General features: G+C 33.8%; 26 protein-coding genes. 4 read left to right on the forward strand and 22 right to left on the reverse strand.

Features of this window, described 5'->3' with window-relative positions:
- Positions 1 to 26: 26 nt before the first annotated feature.
- From F7O84_RS09270 to F7O84_RS09365, 21 genes are all read right to left on the reverse strand, one after another.
- The gene (locus tag F7O84_RS09270; protein WP_151144311.1) at positions 27 to 710 is read right to left on the reverse strand and encodes an acylneuraminate cytidylyltransferase family protein; all 684 of its coding nucleotides are present in this window, start codon (positions 708 to 710) and stop codon (positions 27 to 29) included.
- Positions 711 to 717: 7 nt separating this feature from the next.
- Positions 718 to 1,884 carry a UDP-N-acetylglucosamine 2-epimerase gene (gene neuC, locus F7O84_RS09275; RefSeq protein ID WP_151144312.1) on the reverse strand — a complete coding sequence of 389 codons (1,167 nt, stop codon included), beginning with the start codon at positions 1,882 to 1,884 and terminating at the stop codon, positions 718 to 720.
- On the reverse strand, positions 1,881 to 2,882 hold the full coding sequence (neuB, locus tag F7O84_RS09280) for an N-acetylneuraminate synthase (RefSeq protein ID WP_243140852.1): 1,002 nt from the start codon (positions 2,880 to 2,882) through the stop codon (positions 1,881 to 1,883). Before neuB ends, neuC begins: the two co-directional genes overlap by 4 nt.
- Positions 2,857 to 3,522 (reverse strand): acetyltransferase, encoded by a 666-nt coding sequence (locus F7O84_RS09285; RefSeq protein WP_151144313.1) that lies wholly within the window; start codon positions 3,520 to 3,522, stop codon positions 2,857 to 2,859. The genes neuB and F7O84_RS09285 overlap by 26 nt, the downstream gene beginning before the upstream one ends.
- A 1-nt stretch (position 3,523) precedes the next feature.
- A complete protein-coding gene (locus tag F7O84_RS09290) occupies positions 3,524 to 4,567 on the reverse strand; it encodes a nucleotidyltransferase family protein (protein ID WP_151144314.1) in 1,044 nt (347 codons plus the stop codon).
- Between the two features lie 13 nt (positions 4,568 to 4,580).
- Entirely contained in the window at positions 4,581 to 5,732 is a 1,152-nt protein-coding gene (locus tag F7O84_RS09295) for a LegC family aminotransferase (RefSeq protein ID WP_151144315.1), read from the reverse strand.
- 24 nt (positions 5,733 to 5,756) lie between these two features.
- The gene (locus F7O84_RS09300; protein WP_151144316.1) at positions 5,757 to 6,737 is read right to left on the reverse strand and encodes an NAD-dependent 4,6-dehydratase LegB; all 981 of its coding nucleotides are present in this window, start codon (positions 6,735 to 6,737) and stop codon (positions 5,757 to 5,759) included.
- Positions 6,738 to 6,761: 24 nt separating this feature from the next.
- Positions 6,762 to 7,028, reverse strand: a complete 267-nt coding sequence (locus F7O84_RS09305; RefSeq protein WP_151144317.1) for a hypothetical protein — start codon at positions 7,026 to 7,028, stop codon at positions 6,762 to 6,764.
- The gene (locus F7O84_RS09310; protein WP_151144318.1) at positions 7,021 to 7,329 is read right to left on the reverse strand and encodes a hypothetical protein; all 309 of its coding nucleotides are present in this window, start codon (positions 7,327 to 7,329) and stop codon (positions 7,021 to 7,023) included. The genes F7O84_RS09305 and F7O84_RS09310 overlap by 8 nt, the downstream gene beginning before the upstream one ends.
- Positions 7,330 to 7,341: 12 nt before the next feature.
- Positions 7,342 to 7,572 carry a hypothetical protein gene (locus F7O84_RS09315; RefSeq protein WP_151144319.1) on the reverse strand — a complete coding sequence of 77 codons (231 nt, stop codon included), beginning with the start codon at positions 7,570 to 7,572 and terminating at the stop codon, positions 7,342 to 7,344.
- 78 nt (positions 7,573 to 7,650) lie between these two features.
- Positions 7,651 to 7,872 carry a hypothetical protein gene (locus F7O84_RS09320; protein WP_151144320.1) on the reverse strand — a complete coding sequence of 74 codons (222 nt, stop codon included), beginning with the start codon at positions 7,870 to 7,872 and terminating at the stop codon, positions 7,651 to 7,653.
- A 36-nt stretch (positions 7,873 to 7,908) separates the two neighbouring features.
- The gene (locus tag F7O84_RS09325; RefSeq protein ID WP_151144321.1) at positions 7,909 to 9,627 is read right to left on the reverse strand and encodes a motility associated factor glycosyltransferase family protein; all 1,719 of its coding nucleotides are present in this window, start codon (positions 9,625 to 9,627) and stop codon (positions 7,909 to 7,911) included.
- A 39-nt stretch (positions 9,628 to 9,666) separates the two neighbouring features.
- Positions 9,667 to 9,969: a carboxypeptidase regulatory-like domain-containing protein gene (locus F7O84_RS09330; RefSeq protein ID WP_151144322.1), complete on the reverse strand. Its 303-nt coding sequence runs from the start codon at positions 9,967 to 9,969 to the stop codon at positions 9,667 to 9,669.
- Positions 9,970 to 10,073: 104 nt separating this feature from the next.
- Positions 10,074 to 10,361 carry a hypothetical protein gene (locus F7O84_RS09335; protein WP_151144323.1) on the reverse strand — a complete coding sequence of 96 codons (288 nt, stop codon included), beginning with the start codon at positions 10,359 to 10,361 and terminating at the stop codon, positions 10,074 to 10,076.
- A gap of 244 nt (positions 10,362 to 10,605) precedes the next feature.
- Positions 10,606 to 11,151, reverse strand: coding sequence for an SLC13 family permease (locus F7O84_RS09340; protein ID WP_151144324.1), 546 nt, complete (start codon positions 11,149 to 11,151; stop codon positions 10,606 to 10,608).
- A 52-nt stretch (positions 11,152 to 11,203) separates the two neighbouring features.
- A complete protein-coding gene (locus F7O84_RS09345; RefSeq protein WP_151144325.1) occupies positions 11,204 to 12,037 on the reverse strand; it encodes a nitroreductase family protein in 834 nt (277 codons plus the stop codon).
- A gap of 51 nt (positions 12,038 to 12,088) precedes the next feature.
- Positions 12,089 to 12,256 carry a nitroreductase family protein gene (locus tag F7O84_RS18995; RefSeq protein WP_192451709.1) on the reverse strand — a complete coding sequence of 56 codons (168 nt, stop codon included), beginning with the start codon at positions 12,254 to 12,256 and terminating at the stop codon, positions 12,089 to 12,091.
- 115 nt (positions 12,257 to 12,371) lie between these two features.
- Positions 12,372 to 13,286, reverse strand: coding sequence for an ROK family protein (locus F7O84_RS09350; protein WP_151144326.1), 915 nt, complete (start codon positions 13,284 to 13,286; stop codon positions 12,372 to 12,374).
- Positions 13,287 to 13,290: 4 nt separating this feature from the next.
- On the reverse strand, positions 13,291 to 14,157 hold the full coding sequence (locus tag F7O84_RS09355; RefSeq protein ID WP_151144327.1) for a carbohydrate ABC transporter permease: 867 nt from the start codon (positions 14,155 to 14,157) through the stop codon (positions 13,291 to 13,293).
- Entirely contained in the window at positions 14,157 to 15,065 is a 909-nt protein-coding gene (locus F7O84_RS09360; protein WP_207708053.1) for a carbohydrate ABC transporter permease, read from the reverse strand. Before F7O84_RS09360 ends, F7O84_RS09355 begins: the two co-directional genes overlap by 1 nt.
- Before the next feature lie 66 nt (positions 15,066 to 15,131).
- On the reverse strand, positions 15,132 to 16,496 hold the full coding sequence (locus F7O84_RS09365) for an ABC transporter substrate-binding protein (RefSeq protein ID WP_151144328.1): 1,365 nt from the start codon (positions 16,494 to 16,496) through the stop codon (positions 15,132 to 15,134).
- Positions 16,497 to 16,625: 129 nt separating this feature from the next.
- On the opposite strand from F7O84_RS09365, the gene F7O84_RS09370 reads away from it, so the two are divergent.
- From F7O84_RS09370 to F7O84_RS09380, 3 genes are read left to right on the forward strand one after another with little or no spacing between them, the layout of a single operon-like run.
- Positions 16,626 to 18,404, forward strand: coding sequence for a sensor histidine kinase (locus F7O84_RS09370; protein ID WP_151144329.1), 1,779 nt, complete (start codon positions 16,626 to 16,628; stop codon positions 18,402 to 18,404).
- 18 nt (positions 18,405 to 18,422) lie between these two features.
- Complete coding sequence (locus tag F7O84_RS09375; protein WP_151144330.1) at positions 18,423 to 19,985, forward strand: response regulator transcription factor; 1,563 nt, start codon at positions 18,423 to 18,425, stop codon at positions 19,983 to 19,985.
- 8 nt (positions 19,986 to 19,993) lie between these two features.
- Entirely contained in the window at positions 19,994 to 20,743 is a 750-nt protein-coding gene (locus tag F7O84_RS09380; RefSeq protein WP_151144331.1) for a Fic family protein, read from the forward strand.
- Between the two features lie 76 nt (positions 20,744 to 20,819).
- Here F7O84_RS09380 and F7O84_RS09385 read toward each other — a convergent pair whose 3' ends face one another.
- Positions 20,820 to 22,961, reverse strand: a complete 2,142-nt coding sequence (locus F7O84_RS09385) for a glycosyl hydrolase (RefSeq protein WP_151144332.1) — start codon at positions 22,959 to 22,961, stop codon at positions 20,820 to 20,822.
- Between the two features lie 139 nt (positions 22,962 to 23,100).
- On the opposite strand from F7O84_RS09385, the gene F7O84_RS09390 reads away from it, so the two are divergent.
- Positions 23,101 to 24,156 (forward strand): AraC family transcriptional regulator, encoded by a 1,056-nt coding sequence (locus F7O84_RS09390; RefSeq protein WP_151144333.1) that lies wholly within the window; start codon positions 23,101 to 23,103, stop codon positions 24,154 to 24,156.
- Positions 24,157 to 24,164: the final 8 nt, after the last annotated feature.

The raw sequence follows: 24,164 nt of genomic DNA on the forward strand, positions 1-24,164 counted from the left end.
TGCTTTGTATGGCAATACTCCTTTTTCTATTCAGACCGACTCATAAGCCAAGTTGCAAGTTCAAATTGAAATTCATTGTCGATGTCAATTGACTCCTCCTCTTTCATGAGATATGCGTATGTATTCTCCCCATAAAAATCTTTTGCTTTCATAAAAAACTCTGTAGTAGCTATATAAATAGCACCATTGATTCGATATTGCATTACGCTATCTTGCCTTCTTTTTCTTTTGTGCAAACAATCCGTTTGAATTCTTCCCTTTGCGTCTAGAGAAACATGTAAAAAAGATGGGTGTTCCACTTTACAAACACTTACTAAAGCATCCGCTTTTTTCTCTACTACTATCTGTGCACTTTCAATTATGTGACGAACTTTTCTAAGGGGGGATGTAGGTTGTAAAAGCATAAAATACGTGAAGTCTTTTCCTTGATTATGATATTGGTTTAGTACTTCTAGAATTACTTCATTGGAGAAAGCCGTATCACTTGCAAGCTCTAAAGACCTTAAAAATGGCACACTTGCACCATATTGAATTGCTATTTCAGCATAAGAAGCGGAATCTGTTGATACAATTATCTCATCAAAAATCTGTGATTTTTTGCATGCCTCTATGGTATAGGCTATCAGTGGCTTGTTATTTATTTGTTTAATATTTTTATCTGGTATGCCTTTTGAACCACTTCTTGCAGGTATTATTGCTAAAAAATTCATACATTTATCAATCCTTTTCCTGTTTTAATTGATAAAAACCCTTTTTCAATTGAATCCCTTGATTTAGGTTTTGTTTGATAATATTTATTATATTCTTACTGGTATTTTCTTTATAATAAGGATTATCTCCTTTTTCATTCTTCCAATCGTGAGTGATTGCATGGTGTATTCCTCTAGCTATTTCCTTAGCGGTTGGCTTTGAATTAATTACAAAGTCAGGCTTAATTCTTCCTTCTTGTCGTTCTCCAATGTTAACGACAGGTATTCTTAGATAAGGTACTTCCAAAATGCCACTTGAAGAATTGCCAATTACCGCCTTGGCGTATTTGACAAGACTAAAATAGCGTAGGCTTCCAAGAGATGAAAAGACCATGGCTCTGGCTTTATTTTTTAATATATAAGTGTCAATTTTTTTATTGATAATATCCCCACCAGCATCAGAATTACTTCTTGTAAAAATGATTTGATAATCCACAAACGAATCTAAGGCCAATAATAACTCTTTGATTTGATATTTTGTCTCCTTCTCATCTAGGGTCATAGGATGGTAGGTAACCACCAGATATGGCTCATGAAGTGTGATTGCTAAACAAGTTTCTAATTCCTCTCTAGAAAGTAATGACAATCGTGTTATATTTTCAATTCCTAATGCTCCTACCTGATACACACGTTTTGGGTCTTCTCCTAGCTGAATGACACGTCTTTGATATTCATTGGCGCAGGTAAAATGCAGATAGCTCATTTTCGTAATTGCATGACGCATGCAGTCATCGATACTTCCTTTAGTTATTTCACCACCATGTATATGTGCAATAGGAATGTTACAGATACAAGCTGCCACTGCCGCAGATAATATCTCATATCGATCTCCCAATAAAATAACCATATCTGGTTTCATTCGCTCATATGCATCTCCAAAAGAAAGTAAGCCAAGACCTGTTGATTTACATATACCTGTTTTTGTATCTGTTGCCAAATTCATTTCTATTTTTTCTTGTATCGAAAATCCATCTTTTATAATCTCTTGCTCTGTTATTCCATATCTTGTGTCCAGATGCATCCCTGCAACAATTAGTAAAAGCTCACACTCTTTGTCTTCAAGGATTCTTAACATCACAGGCTTTAACAAGCTATATTCCGCTCTACTTCCTGTCACCACACAAAGCTTCTTCACTCTTTGATCCTCTCATCCTTTTCATAATCTATTTGTGCCTTTCTACCAAGTATCTCATTGATTCTCATAGGGGTAATTCCCTCTCCGACTCGTTTGACGCCGATGTTTTCGAATGTAAACGTATCCCCTTGTTTGATTGGTCTTGTCGCAACTAGATATTTTCTTACCAATTTTTTATTTTGTTGTTCCTCCTCTGTCAGTGTTTTCTCTCCATTTCCAAGTGCTTGTTCCACTCGTCGAATCGAATTCACATAATTCTTAAATTCATTGGGCTCCATACTAACTCTATGGTCTGGCCCATTCCATTCCTTGTTAAGCGTAATGTGTTTTTCAATTACAGTTGCTCCCATTGCTACCGCGGCTAGACCTGCCTCGTATCCGATGGTATGATCTGAGAATCCAACTTGTTTTAAAAACGTAGTACGAAGTGATTCCATTACTCGTAAATTTACCTCTGATAGTTTTGTGGGATAAGAGCTAATACAATGCAAAAGGATAATTTGTCTTTGTATATGATTGCTTTCTAGTAATTCTATTGCATCCTTAATTTCATCAAAGCTAGCCATGCCAGTTGATAAAATGATATCTTGTTTTAGGTAAGATAGTCTTTTTAATAGCAAATAATTCGTAATCTCTCCAGAAGGAATTTTGAGTATTTGAACGCCTAGTTGTTCTAGATATTCATAGCTTTCTTCCTCAAAGGCTGACGATAAGAACTGTATGTTTTTACTCTTACAGTACCAAAAAAGTTCTTCCATATCTTTTGCTGACAGCTCAAGTTTTTTAAGCATATCAAATTGTGAATCATCACAACCCGTATTCCTCTTTTGATATTTTGTCTTTTGTAGCGTAGGAACAGCTAATTGCTCCGTGTGATAAAATTGAAACTTAACCGCGTCTGCTTTTGCATCACAGGCCATATCAACTAAACGCTTAGCCAAATTCAAATCGCCATTGTGATTAACCCCTGCCTCAGCAATTATCATTACAGGTTTCAATCCTTCTTACCTCCTTTACTGGACTTCCATAATATATCCTATTTGCCTTTAAATCTTTTAATACAAGGCTGCCTGCACCTACAATTACATTTTCTTCTATTCTTATATTTTGCAAAAGGGTGGAATTGGCCCCAATGTGTGTATTGGCTTTCACCCATACATTGCCACACAATACACTTCCAGGTGCCAAATGAACAAAATCCTCAATACAAGTCTCGTGCTCCATAATTACACCTGTATTCACAATACATACATTACCAAGCACAGCTTTTGCATTGATGATAGCGCCTTTTCCAATGTAATTTCCCTCTCCCATTTTTATATCTTTTGATACAACCGCATCTTTGTCTATAATGTTTGGAAAATGATATCCTGCTTTTTTACACCTGTCATATAACGCTCTCCTTACCTTTGCATTTGCAATTCCTCCAACTGTAATCACAGCAAACTGGATTCCTTTCTGGTAGAAAGCGTCTAATTCATCATCTACCCCTATGATTTTTACTCCTGCTACGCACGTATTCACTTTTTCTTTTTTATCAAGTATACCTGCTATCTCATATCTTTTTAAATGCTTTATTGAGTCAATTACACTGATCGCATGTGCACCCCCGCCAATTAAAAGAACCTTTTTTTCCATTCTATACTAATCTTTCCATCATATTTTTCATTTCCCTAAACTCACCCATGTCAAGCCAGTTACTCCCCATAATTGGATAAGCTCCGATTCTTTCATTATTTTGTTTCAATAACTTTATTAAATCTGTCATATCAAAATATTGATTCTTTGGAATATATTTTCTTACCTCTTCATTCAAAACATAACATCCAGTATTCACTAATAATTCATAGCAGGGCTTTTCTTCAATTTCTTTTACACTTCCATGCTGTCCCAATTCAATCACTCCATATGGTATTTCAAAGCTTTTCATAGCTGTAACAATTGTGATTTTATTATTGTTTTCCTTGTGATATGACATCAAATCTAAATAATTAATATCCACAATTACATCGCAGTTGCAAACAAAAAAGCTTTTTTCTTTTGGAATATCTAGTAGTTTTAACGCACCCGCAGTACCCAGCGGTTTGTCTTCTTCTATAAAGTAAGGACAATACTTGGTTTGTTCTGAAAAATATGCTTTGATCATTTCTTTTTTGTAGCAAATTGTTAAAAAGAACTTATGATACCCATAGTTACTAAATTTTTTCATAATTCGTTCTACAATGGGAATATCACCAATTGGAATCAATGGCTTTGGAATTATTTTCGTATATGGATATAATCGACTCCCTTTTCCACCTGCCATAATTACAATCGGTGCCTCATTTACTCTTTCACAAAAAGATTGTTGGTTACTCATATCATTCCAAAATAAAACGTTGATTACCCTATTATTCTCATCTACCAAAGGAACGCCTTCTATCTTATTTTGCCTCATGAATTCAAATGCCAAATGTTCCTCCTCTTTTTTTAAAGAAAGAGGATTTTCATTCATAATATAAGAAACAGGCAAGGATAGATTTCCTCCCTTTAGTATCCATCTTCTTATATCCCCATCTGTTACAATACCTAAAAGCTCTCCTTTTTCTACTATGATAAGAAGTTTTTTCGCTGTCTGATCAAGTACTTTTATAACATTTACAATGGACATACTTTTCTCAATTAATAAACTAGATACCTCCATACTGCTCCCTCTTTCAAGTGATCTTACTTAATACATCTGCTATGTAGTCTATCTCACCGTAAGTAAGGGTAACGCTACAAGGTATATTTATGATACGCTCCCAATAAAAATAAGCTTTTTCAATATAAAAGGATTGATTACTTTGATACATTTTTTGCATATGACAAAGCTTCCAGATTGGTCTCGTCTGAATTTCATATCTTTTCAATTCTTCTACAAAAAATTCTTTGGTGGAATTTGTTTGAGATAACAAAAGACTATAGAACCAGTAATTACTTCTGACGTCCTTTTGAAAAGGAAGAAGCTTAACGTGTTTCATTGATTCTAATTTTTTCTTGTAATAGGTGTAATTATCGTTCTTAATTTTAATAAAGGATTCTAACTGCTCTAACTGCGCAACACCCAAGGCAGCTTGCAGATTTGTCATTCGATAATTATAACCAACGTCATTGTGAATATAATTCAAATCATCGTCCTTTGCCTGTGTTGATAAATATCTAGCTCTTTGAACCATTTTATCATCTTTGGCAGTTAACATTCCTCCGCCCCCTGTTGTAATAATCTTGTTGCCATTAAAGGAAAATGCACCAAAGTCCCCCATTGTTCCTGAAAATTGATTGCATAATTCCCCTTCGCAATAGAAGCTTCCAATACTTTCTGTTGCATCTTCAATCAACTTTAGATCGTATTGTTTTGCTAATTCGGATAAACGTTTCATGTTTGCCATATTGCCAAATACATGTACTGCAATGATTGCCTTAATATAACGATTCGAACTTTTATTTTTTATCCCTTTAGAAGTTTGCATACATTCTTGTTGAAGGAACTGTTCTAGCTTATCACAATCAATGGTAAGATAATCGTCACAGTCCATAAAAACAGGTTCTGCACCTAGATATTTTATGGGATTAATGGTCGCTATAAAAGTAAGGGTCGGAACAATCACTTCATTATTTCGTTCAACCCCAGCCAATCGTAGCGCCAAATGAATTGCTGCAGTTCCACTTTGTAATGCCACACAACTTTTTACCTTTAGATACTTTTCTAATTCTTGCTCAAATCTTATGACGTACCCTCCTGCACTTGAAACCCAGGTTTTATTAAGTGCATCAAGTACATAGCGCTCCTCATTTCCTTTTAAACAAGGAACTGATAAAGGAATCATATACTCCCTCTTTTCAATCTAAGTTTATATATTATATTGATCTGCTTTATAATTTGTTAAATTATTTTTAATCCAATGAATTGTCTCACACAATCCCTCTTCCAACGTAAAGCTTTGACTCCATTCTGTTAGATCTAATATTTTTTTATTTGCCCCCAAAAGTCTTACTACCTCACTCTTTTCTGGCCTCATTCTTTGTTGGTTAATTTTTATTTTTGCAGCAGGATTAATCAACTTTATTAATTTATTTGCTAAATCCTTCATACTAATTTCAGTCTGACTTGCAATATTTACTTCTTCTCCAAGTGTCTTATCACTTTTTTCTATCTCTACAAAACCCTTTACGGTATCTAAAACGTAATTTAAATCTCTTGTTGTATCTAGATTACCTAGTTCAATTTCTTCTTTTCCGACCAAAAGCTGTGTAATGATTGTAGGAATAATGGCCCTCGCTGATTGTCTTGGCCCATACGTATTAAATGGGCGAACAATTGTTACAGGTGTTGCAAAACTCTTGTAAAAAGCTTCTGCTAACCGATCCGCACCAATTTTGGTGGCGGAATAGGGCGATTGTCCTTGAAATGGATGCTTTTCATCGATTGGAACATAACAGGCACTTCCATATACTTCTGATGTAGAGGTAATAAGCACCTTATTTGTTTCTAACTCTCTTGCTGCCTGTAATATATTTAATGTACCTTTTATATTTGTATCTACGTAAGAATCTGGAGAATGGTAGCTAAATGGAATTGCAATTAGTGCCGCCAAATGAAATACACTATCCACACCTTTCATGGCAGCTCGCACACCGTTTGGATCACGAATATCACCCGCTTGTATCTCAATCTCACGGATTTTATCTGAATCTAAATATTCCAAACAACCAAGAGAATTATAAGAATTATAGTAGATAAAGGCTCTTACATCATAGCCTTTCCTTAATAAATATTCGGTCAGATGACTTCCAATAAATCCATCTGCCCCCGTTACCAATACTTTTTTCATCACCAGACTCCTTATTTGCCTTGCTTATGATTCATGATAATTGTCAAATACCTTTATTTTATACCCACTTAATTTATCTGTAATATAAAAACAAAACTCTCCAAGTTCATTGGTAAGTGTATGCGCAAGGTAAACACAATAGCTTTCCTCCTCTTGTAATTCTTCATTAAACTCTACTATTATTTTATCTAGTATTACTATTGCATTTATGATGGGACGGTATGCTATATCATGAACAAATCCTCTTACTAGTAAGGTATCAATATCGTTTCCATTAAAAAAATCATTCATCCTTTATTCCTTCCAATGGTTCATATGCATTTAGTAAATAGTCAGTGCAATTGTTTTTTTCTACAACGAATGCAAATTCACCTTGGTAATTGGTTAAAACATAACCCATTTTTACCCTACAATTTCCATTATGAATAGCTACTACTTCAATTACTGCACCTTCAATTGCTTTGCGTTCAGGACTATAAATGGTTCCTATAATCAATGCATCCTTCGTACGTCTTATTGAAATATCCTTTTGTAATATGGTAATATGTGACATTTCCTCTGGAGTAATTATGATTTCCCTATAACCACTCATATCCTCTCCTTCTTACCTTTCTAACGGTTCATAAACGATTAATTCATATAGCATATAAGGTTTGGCGTTGATAGAAAACAAATACCCTCCATCTTCACCAGTAATTACATAACCAATAGTCTCAATCCTATTATCCTTTAAGTTTCGTTGAATTACTTGTACAACAGCTCCTATACATGGTACGTTATTTGATTGATACACAGTGCCTTTTACAATTTGAAATTCTTTACACTCCAATTGCATCTGTACCCTATTTTCTCCATGACAACGTAACTTATCTCCTCTTATTAAAAGGGATGTATTTCTACGATAAGGCATCGGTTAGCTACTTTCTTTCTCAGTTTCAAAAGTATACTCCGCTTTTTGTGTATAAACCGTCACATTTAATTCTTGTTTTTCCTTGGTATCTTCAGCCGAAATTACATTTCCAGCTTGCTCTTTTCCATTTACTATCATTTTATTTATTTTAACCTCTTTATACTTTGTTTTTAACTCTTTCGCTATTTTATCATTATCAATTGACATAATTTGAATTTCACTCATGTTACATCCTCCTACCTTTTCTACTTTTACTATATGCTACTCATAAAATTCTATTACCGTTTTAGATATTAATTCTTTTGCTATATGAAGCATTTCTTTTAATTTTTCAAAATAAACGTAGAACGCATTTGCTTGGTGTTGTAAGTCAGATGTTAGCTTGTTGTAGTCTTTTGCTGACATATAAAAAGTATCTTTTTTCATATCATATAAAAATTCCGTCAAATAACCTCCTAAGTATCTGGCTTTTAGCGAGTTTTCAAATTCATTTATGATAGTAAGCATATACAATACTTTTTGTAAATCAATATCATCTTCCTCAACTTCTATTAAAGATTTAGTCTGTTTTTGTGAAATAATTTCACTGCTTAATTCAATTCCCTGATCTGCCTTTATCAAAAAATAATCAATCACTTGATATATTTCATCAAGAATCACTTCACTATCAATCGCTACATTCTTTTCTTCTTGGAATGACATTTTTTTGACTCTTATTATTTCTTTTTCTAATATCTCGTTTAGTGGTTTGAAACTAGCCCCTTTGATTTTTGCACCATAAGAGCAGTTGATAAATTCGACTCTTTTTGACTCCTGATACAAATCAATATATTCCTCAAGTCGCCTTCTAAAATGATCGAGTGTTGGTGACGTTAAAATGTCATTTCCAAATACATCTTTTACTTTTAGCTTTAAAAACTGTGATAACTCTTTGTCAAAAGTAAAACTTGCACTCTTTGCATGATGCTTTTGATCGGTATATGCAAAATCCTGCCCAACCAAAATAATTGGTGAACATCCCATCATATTTGCTATGTCAATACATGAATGCGAGACAGAACCGCCACAATAGATTCCCTTTAAGTGAGAAAGTGACTCTATGGTAGTGGATAATAGAATTGGGATATATACCTTATCTCCTTTATACTCTTTCATTAGAAACCGATTGCTATACTCATAAAATGCCAATGGTACATCTAGGTGTAGATAGTCTTTCATCATATCATAATTCGCATCAATTGGGTCAACCGAGACAATCATATCGGGGATAATTCCTTGCTTTACCAATGTTCCTACCGTTCTACTTCCTGTAATAATAAAATACTCTTTCAACTTATCCCGAAACAAAAGCATTTCCTGAATGTTTTTATCTAAAGACGGACCTGCCGATATAACAAGAGCAGGAACATTTAAATTCCTATGATAATATGACTGAATTAACGTGGTTTCATTTAATATTTTTAGATTGGCTATCATATTTTGTAAGAAAACTTCTTTAAATCTCTTTGCTAGACTTAATTGCGAGGAGGCATTTATTAGCGTTGCATTTAAATGCTCAATTAACACATCGTATTCTTTTTTATAAATTGTCTCATACTGTCCAAACGAATGAAAATAAACATTATTAATGTTTTTATAATTGATAGATTCAGCAAAAATAATTTTCATTACTTTTTCATCAAAATAAACCAATTGTATCTTATCATCCAATTCTTTGGAATAACGTAAGAATATTTTTTTATTTGGTTCAAAGATTATTACTTTGTTATTTTTACAGATAATTTTTTTTAATTGATTGAGATATTCACCAGTATCTAAGCCAAATATAAAGATTAAAGAATCATATCTGATATCATCTAACGTATTGAATAGATGATTTATTTCTTGTTTATAATTCAATCTATTTGCCAAAAAAAAATATTTATGATCCTTTTTTATTCGATAAACATGATATCCGTCTAATGATTGAAACTTTTTCATAATGCCTCCAGATATTTATTATTAATACTTATCATAAGCTTACACTTCTTCTAAAGCTGCATAGGCAATTAACTTATATTCTCTATTCGCAACATATGGTATCGATACACCATAAGTGCCATCCGCAATGGTAAAGGTCACTCCAAGCCTCTTTTCCTCTATAGGAAAGATTGTATTATTGATTAAAACTATTTCAACAGCGGCATTGGCTAACGGCTCCCCATTGGGGCTATACACAATTCCTTTTACAAAAAAATATTGATAAGCAGCTAACTGAATATCCTTTGTAACGATTTGGGAACAGATAATTTGTCTGCCTCTTAATGTCACTTTTGACGGCATGGCTATCTCTCCTTAGCTTTTACATTGTTAATAAGGAAAGAAAGAGCGCATAAAAATGATTCATCTTTAACATTTGTTATACGTTCTTTCTTTCTATTCTTTAATTAGTTATCATAGAATTTCAGTAGTATTCGTACATCTGCCCTACAAGTAATTCCATATTCACCAGTTGCATTGGTAAACGTAAAGCGATTTGCATTTCTAGTCGTGGTTGTGTTAGTATCCTCCCAGACAGCAACAGCACCACTTCTTAATACGGTATCTGAATACTCTGCAGTACCTTTTACTAAAACAAGACCCCAATTACTGGTTGAAACATTCTTTGTGATCATAGTTCCATCAACTGCCGCAGATGCGGAGATTAATGCAGGTTTTGGTCTATAATTAGGCATAATGTTGCCTCCTTTTTTGAAAGCTTTTGAAATACGTATTTCTTATATATAATATGTTTTCTTATAGAAAAAGTGATAAATTAGAAGTACTTTGCATATATTCATAGATGATATATTTTTAGAATAAATTACTTACTTTGTAGAAACTTTAAGTACCACCTGTTACAACGCAATTTATAATACAAAAAAAGAACGAGATACATACCTCATTCTTTCTTTTACTGATTTTGACTCTATTTTACATTTATTTTATGATAGGTATCGTTGTTAGCAAAAGAACTAAAAAAACTACATTTGCCATTGTAAATACGCTAATATATTTTTTTGCATCATGATTATGGACTCCCACATAATATCGATAAGATATCAAGCTTGCCATTGATGCAATCAATGTTCCAAGCCCCCCTATATTAACTCCAATTAAAAGCTCTACATAATCCTTGGTAAAACCTGACAGTAACACAGCCGCTGGTACATTACTTATGAACTGGCTTGAAATTACTGCAAAAAGAATTGTATTATCAGCCATTCTTCTTTGAATTAATGTTTGCACAAACTCCATATGTTGCATATTGCCAATAAAGATAAAAAACGCAATAAATGTAACCAACAAGCTGTAATCCACTTTTTTCATTAAATGTTTGTCACTTATCATTGCACCAAAAATGACAATTACAGTTAACACCACATAAGAAATCAAATGTAAAACTGTACCTATGCATAGGGCAAATAAAAAAACATACAATAGAAAACGTCTCTTATCCTCTACTTCTTTGATTGAAAGTTGCATATCTATCGTTTCATTTTTCTCTTATGTCCTTATCTAACATTGTTCATTCTAGTTATTGCAATACCCATGAGAAAAGATAAGTTAATTTCTCTTCTTTTACTACATCGGAACTTGGAAGCTTAGTTAATTTACCTGTCAAATCTTTCTCAATCGCTGCCTTATGAAAATGGCAGAATCCTATTCCTAGATCGACTCTTTGAATGTCTATCTCTATTTTATCTTCCTTTAATGACTTAGCCTCGTAAAAATGAAACGCCTCATCCTTAAATAATACTCTCCATGGCTGTTTATTTGCCGCTGATGGTGCTAAACGTAGCATTTCTAGTGCGTATCCATACTCACATGCTACACTTTTATCTAAATCAGTAGAAAAATCCTCGAAGTAAAATAATCCTTCCCAAGCTTTTCTTTTATCGGATTTAGCTGCCCATCGAACCAAAGAATCTTTCACGGATCGTTTTTCTACAGGGTATCCAATTGGAGTAATTGCAGGAAATATGTCATTTTCTTTTACTCCCATAGCTTTTGAAAATCCACCTTTATTAAAAGTTCCGCCTAGCCAACACGTACCAATTCCTAATGAAGTAATGTATAATATTAACTCTTCAAATGAATATCCCAAAGCCTCTAAAGCAAATTCACCTTCTTTTACCGTTGCACCAATAAAATCCTTGGCACCTTTAATCATACCGTATGTACCAAGCTTTTCTGTCTTTATTGCCTCCGTTTCAATTATTTGAAAAGATACTTCCACTCCAAATGGATTTTCCAAGTGTTTCATATATGCAAGAATTTTTTCTTTTTCTTCTTTTGCTATAGGGCGTTCTTCGTACGTTCTAACACTGATTCTATTTCTTACTGCCTTTTCAATTGAAAATTTTTCCACTCTTTTCTTCCTTTCCTACCTTATTATATTTTCATAATACACTTTTTCTTGCTAATAACGATCTACAAATTCATTTGACTGTCCGCCTGGATAGCCTGATGAAATCATAACATAAGGAAGGATATGTTTTGGTAGCTTGCACATATTCTTAATATTATCTGTCATTTCTTTCCATGTTGCAACTCCAAGCCATCCCCACTTTTTCCCATAGTCCTTCACCAGATAACATACAAATTAACACGTTTTTATTCTCTCGTCAAATCTATTTTTTATAACACAAAAAAGATAAAGGGGAACTTTTTAAAAGTTCACACTTTATCTTGTTTCCTTTTTCCTATTTATCCCGTTCATTTTTGCTGTCCAAATGATGCTTTAAAGCCCCAATTAGATTGGCATCACTATTGTAGTGACACCGAACGATTTTAGCCTTTGACGGTGTTTGTATTGGAAATACTTGATAGATATAATCTACCTTTTCTTGAATCATTGAAATCAACAAATCCTGTTTGCTGATTCCACCACCGATTGCAATTAATTCAGGATCTAAAATATTTTGTAAATTAAATATTTCTTTAGCGATTTCCATAACAAAACGATCCAATGCCTTTAAAACCATCGTATCATTCGCATTTGCCATCTCAAATATTTTAATTCCGTCTAATTCCTCGAAATCTTGATTCTTTGCACATGCAACCATTTGGCGCAGTCTCTTATTTCCACTTTTCATTCCCCAAACATTTTCTATACTTTCGTAATCATGTCCTAAAAGGATAAAACTAAACTCACCTGCTGCAAAATGCTTTCCTTTATATATCTTTTTATCTTTTATAATACCGCCGCCAACGCCAGTTCCAAGTACAATTACAATTCCATCCTTGCAATCTTTCAAACTTCCATTCCAGCTTTCCGCCAGTGCAGCACACTTTCCGTCATTTTCTACGCTTACTCTCACGTTACAACGCTTTGATAGAAGCTTCGCAACTGGAGTATGATTGATAAATAAAAAAGAACCACCTGTGATTGCAATTCCTTCATCGCTGTCAATGACACCAGGCATAGAAAGAGCAATTCCATCCACTTTTCCCTCGTATATTGTATAAATTTTGACTAAGTTATCAATATAACCATCCACACCATTATCAAAGGTTGTTTTTATTTTTCCTCGCTCTAGTATATCTGATTGTTCTGTCATTAAAGCATATTTCATTTCCGTTCCGCCAACATCAATTGCAAGATATCTTTTATCCATATGATTACCCCTTTACCGCTCCTGCTGCAATTCCATTAATAAATTGTTTTTGAAGTATCGCAAATATTATTATAAGAGGTAGAGCACACAATATGCAAGCTGCAAATAACACATTCCACTGAGCAGGATTTTCTCTATCTCCTAAAAATTGAATCATTCCTACTGGTAAAGAATACTGTGAGGATTTTGATACAAATACCATTGGGAAGAAATAATCATTCCAAATCCATAAGCCTTGCGTAATTATAGTCGATACGGTTGCTGGTTTTAACAAAGGAAATACAATCTTTACAAACCTAGTAAAAAGACTTGCTCCATCTAAATAAGCGGATTCTTCGATTTCGACTGGCACACTTTTCATAAAGCCAGCGTAGAGAAATGTCGCAAACGGAAGACTACAAGTTATAAACATAATCATAGGTGTAAATCTCGTGTTTGGAATATGCAATCGTCCAAACATTTGCGCTACTGGTACAATTACCATTTGTGCTGGAATAACAAGTCCTGCAATAAAAAAATAGTATAAGCCCTTACTAAGCGGGCGCTTAATTCTTGTAATTGGATACGCTGCCATAGTCGCAATGCAAACAATTGCAAATACAGAACCTCCCGTAGTCATGAAGCTGTTTAAAAACTGCATTGGATAATTCATCTTACGAAAAGCTGTTATATAGCTACTTAATGTGAATTGACTAAACAAAATAAGAGGTGATTTCATATTGGAAGCCTCACGTAATGAACTTGACAATACAATTACAAGAGGAGCCATAATAACAATACAAAATAAAATAAGTATGATGTAGATAGCAACAATTGCAGGTGAAAGCTTCTCATATCTTTCTACCTCTTTGTCTTTCTTTCCTAATGCCATTACAGTTCCACCTCCCTTTTGTTCATAAAAATAAGCATAAATATCGTAATTAAAATGATAACAATAAATGATACCACTGAAAATGCACTTGCTTTGCCCATCATCTGATCCGTAAATGCAATCTTATATATAGTAAACATTAATGTATTGGTTGATTTACCTGGTCCACCATTGGTCATGATAAAGGAATAATCAAAGGCCTTTAGACCAGCAATCACGTTTAATATTACATTAATTGTAATTGTCGAGGATATTAACGGAAGTTTTACCTTCTTAATTAACTGCCATTCATTGCAACCGTCAATTCTTCCAGCCTCTAACAGACTTTCATCTACCGTCTGTAATCCTGCAAGATAAATAATCATAGTGGTACCAAAGCTTTTCCATATTTCAACTGCTGCAATTCCATATAATGCGGTCTTATAATTACCAAGTAAATTAAATTTAGAACCATCAAGCCCAATTAAAGTTAAAAAAGATGCAATGAGTCCAGAGTCTGGCATATAAACGTAAGACCATATAAAACCAACTACAATTGCGCTAAATAAAGCTGGAACATAGGCACAAGTCCTAAAAAATGCCTTTCCTCTTATCTTTATATTTAAAACCATAGCAACACATAATCCAAGAAGATTACTTCCAATTACAATAATAACTGCGTATATTAAAGTATTCTTAATGGAGTTGGTCATTGTTCCTTCTCGAAATAAAGTGATATAATTTTTAAATCCCACAAAATCATATTGATAGTTGATACCGTTGAAATTCGTTATACTATAATAAAATAACTGTAATACAGGAAATACCCAAAATACACAGAATAATAATAGTGCTGGAACAGCAAATAAATACATTCTATTTGGAAATACCAAGGAAATATTTTTCTTGTTGTTTTTCTTTTTCTCCAACTTCTTCACCTCTTTAGGAAGGAATGAACGACCAAATATCGCTCATTCCTTCTAATTTTTATATCTTTATTCTGTATATAGTTCTTGGAATTTCATCTGCATTCCATTTACAATATCAGAAACGCTAGTTCCTTGACCACCAATTGCTTCGCTAAATAAAGCTTCCATTTCGGTTTCTGTACCAGCTGGCCAGCCTTGATTACACCAGTAAAAGGATTTTCCATCATTGTATAAGTCAATAAATGGCTGGAATAATGGATTTACCTTATCTGCTCCATAACCATAAGTTACAACAAATCTTCCTGAGTCTGCATAAGCCTTATAGATATCAGATTCTCCATCAAACCATTTTTCTAAGATTGCCTTACATTCCTCAATGTATTTAGAACCTGAATAGATAGCTGGCCCTGCACCCATTGCCATCGCTGCATATAAATCTGTACCCGCATCATTACCTGGTAAAGGAAAATATCCTCTTTCAAACTCAACAGCACCTTTCGCTGTAATTGCAGCTGCATTAAAGGAGCCATCAAAGGTCATGGCAGCTTCACCATCCACAAATTTTTGAATTGCTTGTTGTGCACCAAGCCCTAAAGAAGAAGTCTGGATGTAACCATTGTCATATAAGCTCTTATACATTTCTAAGACTTTATCCCAAGTACCTTCATCTGTGAATTTGGTTTCTCCTGATCTTAACTGATCATCAAAAGAAGCATTTTTTGCATACACTTGGTTAGCTGCAATCTGATAAAGACCAAACTGCATCACATACATATCTTTGTCACCCATTACGATTGGCTGAATTCCTGCATCTTTTAACGTTTTACAAACATTTAAAAATTCATCCCAATTTGTTGGCACGGATAAACCATTTTCTTCAAATATATTCTTGTTATAATAAGTTCCAAGCATCGTTACACCACTTGGTACTGCATACACATCATTTTCATAGACAAATGATTCTCTACCTGCTACTCCTGCAAGTTCAATTGCCTTTAACCCTGTAAGAGGTTCTAGGTATCCTGCTTTAGCAAGTCCAATTACGGAGTTAGCACCTGCGTACTTAGGCTGTACCAATATCATATCAGGGCATTCACCTGATGCTAACTTAGTCTTTAATGCCGTATAGTACTGATCGTCTGGTAATTTGGTTACTTCCAATGTAATATTAGGAAATTCTTCTTTTACAAGCTTTGGTAATATTTCTGTCTCAAAGTCGTTTTCTGCTGCTGTTCCTGAATACATCATAGTAATTGTGATATTATCCTTTGTTACTTCTCCAGCACTTTCTTCCTTTGAATCGCTTGTGGCTTGCGATTCACTTGTTGATGTGGAATTACTTCCTGCATCGTTTGCTTTACTGCATCCTGTCAAACTTGACAAAACCAATACTGCTGTGAGAGCGAGAGCTCCTATTCTTTTTCGTTTCATCGTAATCCTCCCTTTTTAAAAACAATACTTTCTTTACATTTTTAATTCTATCACATCTATAGTATACTTTTGTTTGGATTAATGGTATACTATTGTTAGATTTTAGTTTACCTGTATGGAGGTATCTTTATGAAGTTGAAAACAAAGTTTTTAATTATATTCTTGTTTATTTCCAATCTTCCAATCCTTATCATAACCAGTTATACCTATAAGCAGTATACTGCTTTGATTCATGCGCAAACAAAACAAGTCTCAGAAAATATATTTAATAACGCAAAGGATTTTGCTAATAATTCGATTGCAAACATCAATCATATCGCAGAAATTTTTTCCTTTTATTCAGGAAGTAATGACGCTATCATTGAAGATTTGAAAAAATATGCAAATCCAAATCATTCTTATAGTACTTATGACGTGTTTCAAAGCAATAACAACATCAAATTCATTTGTCAAAACTTAATCTATTCCTCCTCTTATGTAAATGGTATATTTGTATTCACTCCTAGCGGGGAAGTCCTAGGTTACGGTTATGGTGATAACATAGATATACGCTATGAATATCGCCCTTTTAACGATAATTGGTATCAAGAAACACTCGCATTAGAAGGAAAAACCTATGTAAACGGAATCAATACGAAGGACTTTATCTTACATGGAAAACCCTCCATCTCTTTTTCACGCGCACTTTATGATGTCTATTCTCATGAATTTTTGGGCGTATTATTTATTGATTGTTCTCCCGATGTATTTGATTTATCCTCCGTTAATACCTTACCAAACCTCATGCTTTTATCCATTCAAGATGAAAAAAGCAATTTATTGTATACCAATGTGTTTGATTTAGAAGATCGCTTTACAAATGAGACCACCACAAGACAATCGGTTCCATTAAATATTGAAGGGCTTAATTTAAACTGTGCAGTAAACTATTCGCATTTATATAAGCAGTTTAATTATACAAGAACATTAATCATCTTAATTGGCGTAATATGTGCCATGGCTTTTTTAATTATATCCATTTTACTGTCCGATTCACTAACAAAGCCTATCACTTATCTAAGCAATATGATGAGTAATCGCCCTGGGCACAATCTAAAAGGAGAGCGCGCAACTCTTTTACTAACTAAGTCAGCCTTTGCACGTCAAGAAAAATATCTGACACGTACCGATGAAATTGGTGTCTTATACAATGAGTACAACCGTATGATTGAGCAGTTGAATACCTTTATTAAAAGTGAGTACCAAAACAAACTCATTACACTGGATTCACAAATGAAATCCTTAGAGGCTCAAATCAACTCACACTTTTTATACAATACACTAGAATCCATTAACAGCATAGCAGAAATCGAAGAAGTGGAAAGTATCGCTACCATGTCACTTGCACTAGGAAATATGTTTCGCTATAGCATCAAAACGCAAAGTGAGCTTGTAACGATTGAAGAAGAACTCAACCATGTTAGAGATTATATTGCAATTCAAAAGATTCGTTTTGATAATAAATTTGCTATGGTAATCGATATGCCACAGGAAATGACCAATCTTAAAATCTTAAAGTTAATTATGCAGCCGATTGTAGAAAACGCCTTATACCATGGACTCAATTATTGTAACACAGGAAGTTATATTAAAATACATGGCTATGTAAAGGATTCTAATATCTTTCTTGAAATCTGTGATGACGGAGCAGGTATGGATAAAGAACAAATCCTTACGTTAGAAAAGAGTTTTCAAGAAACCGCTCACTTTACAGAGCTTGGGCATCGAAACAAACATAGCATCGGACTTAAGAACATCCATACAAGGATTGCCCTTTATTATGGACAAGGCTATGGCCTATCCGTACAAAGCTCATTGCAAGAAGGAACCATTATTACAATAAAACTTCCGCTATTATTTCAAGCGTAGAATTTAAGGAGGTCGCACATGTATACTTATATTGTTGTAGACGATGAAAGTCTCATACGAAAAGGAACGATTAAAAAATTAGAAGCGCTAAAGGATTGCATTACTTGTATCGGAGAAGCCGCTAATGGAAATGAAGCGCTTGCGCTAATTGCCAACAAAAATCCTGATATTATCATAACAGACATGAATATGCCTATCATGGATGGGACACAATTTCTTCCTCTCCTTGCAGAGAACTATCCTGATAAGCGACTGATTGTCATAAGTGGATATAAAGACTTTGAATACACCAGACATGCAATTTCTGCGAAAGCCATTGATTATATCTTAAAGCCATTTAGCAAAGAGGAAATCCAGGCAACCGTAAAAAAAGCAATTAAGCAAATTGAAGACAAAGATGCCTTACTAAACAAAATTGATTTGAGCGAATCGGAAAAAGAGCGTGCACGTTATGAATATGACATTCAGATGTTAAAGAATATGATTCTTGGTTATCACATCGCCTCTACTTCCATTACCTCAAAGAGACTTAAATTTATTGAAACCACACATGATTTCGTGTTAATTACGATTCGTTCCTCATCTCCTTTGATGGAAGAATCCATGCAAAACTTTCTTTTGGAAAATGGATTTGGTGATTTGGCGATTTACTTACAACATATTCATTGCAATAATCTAGGATTTTTTATTCTTTTTATCCCAGAGCAAGCTGCAATCTCTGTTGAGGATTTGTGTAAACAAGTAGTAAATAGCCTCTACTCCCATCTAAGCACGCAAAACATTGATTCGTTTTTTGGCATCAGCAATACACACTCGGACCTTAATTCGTTAAACAAAGCCTTTTCAGAGGATGTTGTAGCGTTAAATTCAAGAGAAATTGTCTCGAGTCAGCGATATACCTTCTATCATTATGTCACAAACGAGCCTTTGACTATCAACTGGGAAAAATACGAAGAGTTTTTATTTCGAATTGAGTCTGGAATGACCATGCAAATAATTGAATTATTAGAGGATTTATTTTTATATGTAAAAAGCTTAAAGCATGCTACCTTATCTGATGTGAAATACTATTGCTTTCAATTAGCGGATAATGCTAAACTAATTATGTCAGAGTATTTAGAACAAGTTAATACCAATACGGTATCTGCCAGTATGCAAAACATATTAAATACCATGTTTTCGCTTGATGAACTTAAGCAATATTACGAGCAGTTTTTTACAAACATCTCTGAGATATTAAAATCAAAAAGTATTTATGCCTCCAATGATGTTATTGAAAAAATGCAAATTTATGCCAAACGAAACTATTATAAGAATTTAAATGTTGAATTTTTATCCTCTTTGTTTTACATGAATCGTAGTTATTGCTCACATCTTTTTAAAGAGAAAACAGGAATTAACTTTGTAGATTTTGTTAATCAAATTCGCATTGAAAAAGCCAAAGAGCTTCTAAAAAATACCGATAAAAAGATGTATCAAGTAAGTAAAGCAGTCGGATATGATAATGTAAAATATTTCTTTCGGATTTTTAAAAAAATAGAAGGAATTACACCCGAACAATATAGAAAGAATCAACAGTGAGGTGCAACATGCAAGAATTAAAAGAACTGATACAAAAAGCGGATTCCTATAAAGAAAAACGGTTGGCAAATACGTTTTCTTTGGAAGAACAAAACAAAATAAACGAATTATTAAAGATTAAATTTATCTACAACAGCAATGCGATAAATGAGAATTCACTTACTCTTTTTGAAACAACAAAAATATTAACTACAAACTCCTTAACCATTCCATCACACAAAGATTATAAGGAGGTACTAGGGCATAGCGCTGCTTATGATTACATGCTTTCTTTATCACAGCAAGAGGAATTGATTATAACAAGAGAAAACATACTAAAATTACATGTTCTCTTATACGGTCAAATAAAAGCTCAAAGTGCCGGAACCATTAGAACAACTATGGTAGTTCCAAAAGAAAGTAACTATGTAGTGCCAAGTCCAGATGAACTAGACCATCTTATGAATCATCTGGCAGATCAGCTAGACTCCTCAAAATATGCACTTCATCCAATTGAACTTGCCGCACTTGCGCATAAGCGCTTACTCGATATCTATCCGTTTCTCTATGGTAACGGGCAAGTTGCAAGGTTACTTATGAATCTAATTCTAATTCATGCAGGCTATGGAATTACAATCATTCCTTGTGAGAAAAAAGAAGATTATTTCAAAGCTTTGGCTACATCAAGAAAGCTATATAATCCTGACCCTATCACAAAACTCATTGCAGAATGTATCGTAAATACAAACGCTACTTACTTTGAACAATTAAACCAGTAAGTTCAAACCTTTTGTTTTTTGTGTGATATCATAACAATTGCAAAGCAACTTTATGATATCACACTTTCCAAACTTCTTATTTGTCTGTAACTACAAAAAGTGTACGATTCTTTGGTATTGTTAATTTGAATTCATAGCCGTCCTTGACCTTCTTTGCGTCACTTAAGGTTATTATCTCTCCATTTTCTGGATTGCATAGGATTGGCACACAATGTGACACTACATAAATGATTAAATCCTCATCTTTTTCATTGTAATTAGTGAAATTAAAGATTCGTTCTTCGCCTTTAACATATCTGTTTACTCCCACTCCGTATAAGCTCTCCCCATCATGTATATAAGGGTCGATAAGCCTTGCTTCATAGCTTGACTTTGTATGAGCCACCTCATCTACTCCACAAAGAATTTCATAATGTGGGTTGATATTCTCTTCGCAGTATCTAACTACCTCTACTATTTTTTTCTTAACAATATGGTTATGCTGTTTTAATTTCTCGCATGGGTAATTCCTCATATGAGCGCCGTCTTTTCTTACTACTGTTTTGACATCACTTTGATAGCTGACAATAATTCCCCCTGCCTCACTAAATTCATTCAAAAGTAAAACCAAATCTTCGGTCAAAACTTCGGTTAAAGGTAATACAAATATTTCATAGCTTGCTTTTGTTTTTACATTTACCAAACGTCTTCCTTCTACTTTAAAATTCTTAGCAACGTCTGCTCCAAAGATATGAAAGTCAAGGTTACGATCAATTAGCTTATTGCATAAAAGCTGAAACTGATTGTCAATGAATTTGGCATTTTCATCTGTAATCCAAGGCCCTTCATTCCAAAAGCCTGTTTTTACCTCTAAATCTGGCTCAAAATAATTCCAAAAGGTTTCCATTGGGGCATATACTAAAACTTCACACTCTTGCCTTCCATTACTAAGCATCTCCATCATGCGATTTGCCATTTTTACATACATTGGCATATGATCCCAGTACTTCCATTGATAAAAATAGGAAGGTGGAAAATCCTTGCTACGCTCTTCTCTTATGGAATAGTAGAATCCATGCATAATAATTAGATTGATTCCTTGTTGAAACAGCCAATTTGATATCTTAACCATCTCTTCAAAATTGATATCCCAACCAGATGCACCAAATGCTTCACAGGCAATTCTTGTTTTCCCGTAATGATGCGAAGCACTTACTGCAAATTTGGCATCTAAACTTCCGATTCCATTTCCAAGGTGATCGATTCCAGGAACATGAAAATATTGATATCCTCTCATCATATCTCCTCCAAAATAAGATTGGGTAGCAAGCGTCTCTTCCCCTAGAAAATGACCAATGGTAAGCAGATTATTCTTTTCACACCAATCATATACCTGTAAAAAGGTAGCCTCTGTATAAAGGTCTGATACCACATCATAATAATCATAACGTACATAAGCGGATTGCTTTGTTTTTTTCACTAATAAAGGAAGATATTTCGTAATGTCATAGCCCTTTCTTTTCTCAAACTCTTCCACAAATGTTTTCGTCCAAGGCATGGCATTACAAAATCTTGTTTCATCCATAAAGATTCCAGTTATAAATTTTCCAAATTCTTTGCTAAAATGCTCTTTGTATTTTTCGTGTGTGCTTTCTAAGAATTTTTGAATGGCTTCTTTGCTTAAGTAATCGACGCAAAGTTTTCCTATCGGCTCATATGCATCGACATCAACATACACTGCATAAACTTCTGCTTTTTGTTCGGAAGAAAAAACTAGGGTATCCTCTTCATCCCTTAACAATTCTATTTGCGTTCCATCTTCTAAGTAAGCGGTAATGGTCAGGTAATTTTTCTCATTTTTATTTATCTTAAGTTCTTCTTTTTCTTGTAGCTTTACTATATCAAATTGTAAAAAATGTTCTCTATACTCTTCATCCATTGTAATGGTCCAAGAACAATTTCCGCTTGGCCAGTTATTTTCATCATATAACCATATTTTTTGATTGTTTTGTTTGCACACATCAATTACACTTTGAATACGTTCAAACCAATCATTGCTTAAATACTCGTTCGTTAATCCAAAACGAGAATGTACAACTGGTTGATTTGCTCCAATTCGCTTCATCATATTCATCTGTTCTGTTGTTTTATCGTCTGTGATGGTATCATTCCAAAACCAAAATCCCGAAACACTGTAATCTGGATCTGTAAGTGGATTCTTAAAAAATTCCTGATTCATAAAAACACCCTTCCTTTGTTACTAACGTATTTTATAATGTTAGGTTACCTTGTTTTTCTTTTAGTTTCAATTCTTAAATTTAAGATATTATATTGATGTTTTTAAAGATTTGGGGCATACTGTTTGTAGAGGTGATTCTATGACAAAACAAGAGCTTATGACAAAGCTTCATCAATATACAAAACATGAACAAATATATCGGACATATTACGAATTGAATTCTGAAGATGAAAAACAAGAGTATCTTAAGGATTTACAAGCTTCTGATTTTGCAAAAGAAAATCTTTGGCTTCCTGGATTTTTTGAAAATCAAAATCGAATGCTTTCTGAACAAGTCTTATTTCAAGAAAATCAAGACGTAAGCAAAAATATTGTACTTCAAAAACATAATCGTTTTACGCCTGCCTTTCAACATGAACATGAGTTTTTTGAAATGATTTATGTATATTCTGGATGTGCCAAACATGAAATTCAAAATACAAGCCAATCCATTATAGAGGGTGATGTCCTTATCATCGCACCTGGTGTCAAACATGCTTTGTCGGTTTTTGATGATAGTATTATAATTGATGCCTTGATACGAAAAGGTACCTTTTTAAACCAGTTTTTTGAATTTCTAAAAAAGGATAATATTTTATCCTCTTTTTTTCAACGTGATTTGTATTCCAGACAACATCAGCCTTGTATTACGTTTCATACCAATAAGGATCTTGAATTAGAAAACCTTTTATTTGATATGTTTTTAGAGCATTATAAGGATGATGAATTTAGCACTGATATTTTAAGTAATTTATGCCGCGTATATTTTGCAAAGCTCGTAAGGCTTCATCAATCACACGTAGAAATCTTTTCACCCATCGCAAAGGAAAACGAACAGCTTTTTCGTATCCTTACCTATATTCAAAATCATTATGACCAGGTGACGCTGACAAGTGTAGCAAAGCATTTTCATTATGCTCCTGCTTATTTTAGTAATTATCTAAAAGAGCATACTGGTACTTCGTTTATCAGTTTGGTAAAAGAGGCTAAATTAAGTCGTGCCGAGTATTTATTAAGAAGCAGCAACTTGTCCATTCAAGAAATATGTCAGACAATTGGTTATGAAAGCCCTGCTCACTTTATTCGCTTGTTTAAAGATAAATATCAAGAATCTCCTGCAAAATATAGAAAGAAGTATAGCAGTCCTTTTTCCTAAGGACTGCT

Source organism: Candidatus Galacturonatibacter soehngenii, assembly GCF_008830185.1.
GTDB lineage: Bacteria > Bacillota > Clostridia > Lachnospirales > Lachnospiraceae > Lachnotalea > Lachnotalea soehngenii.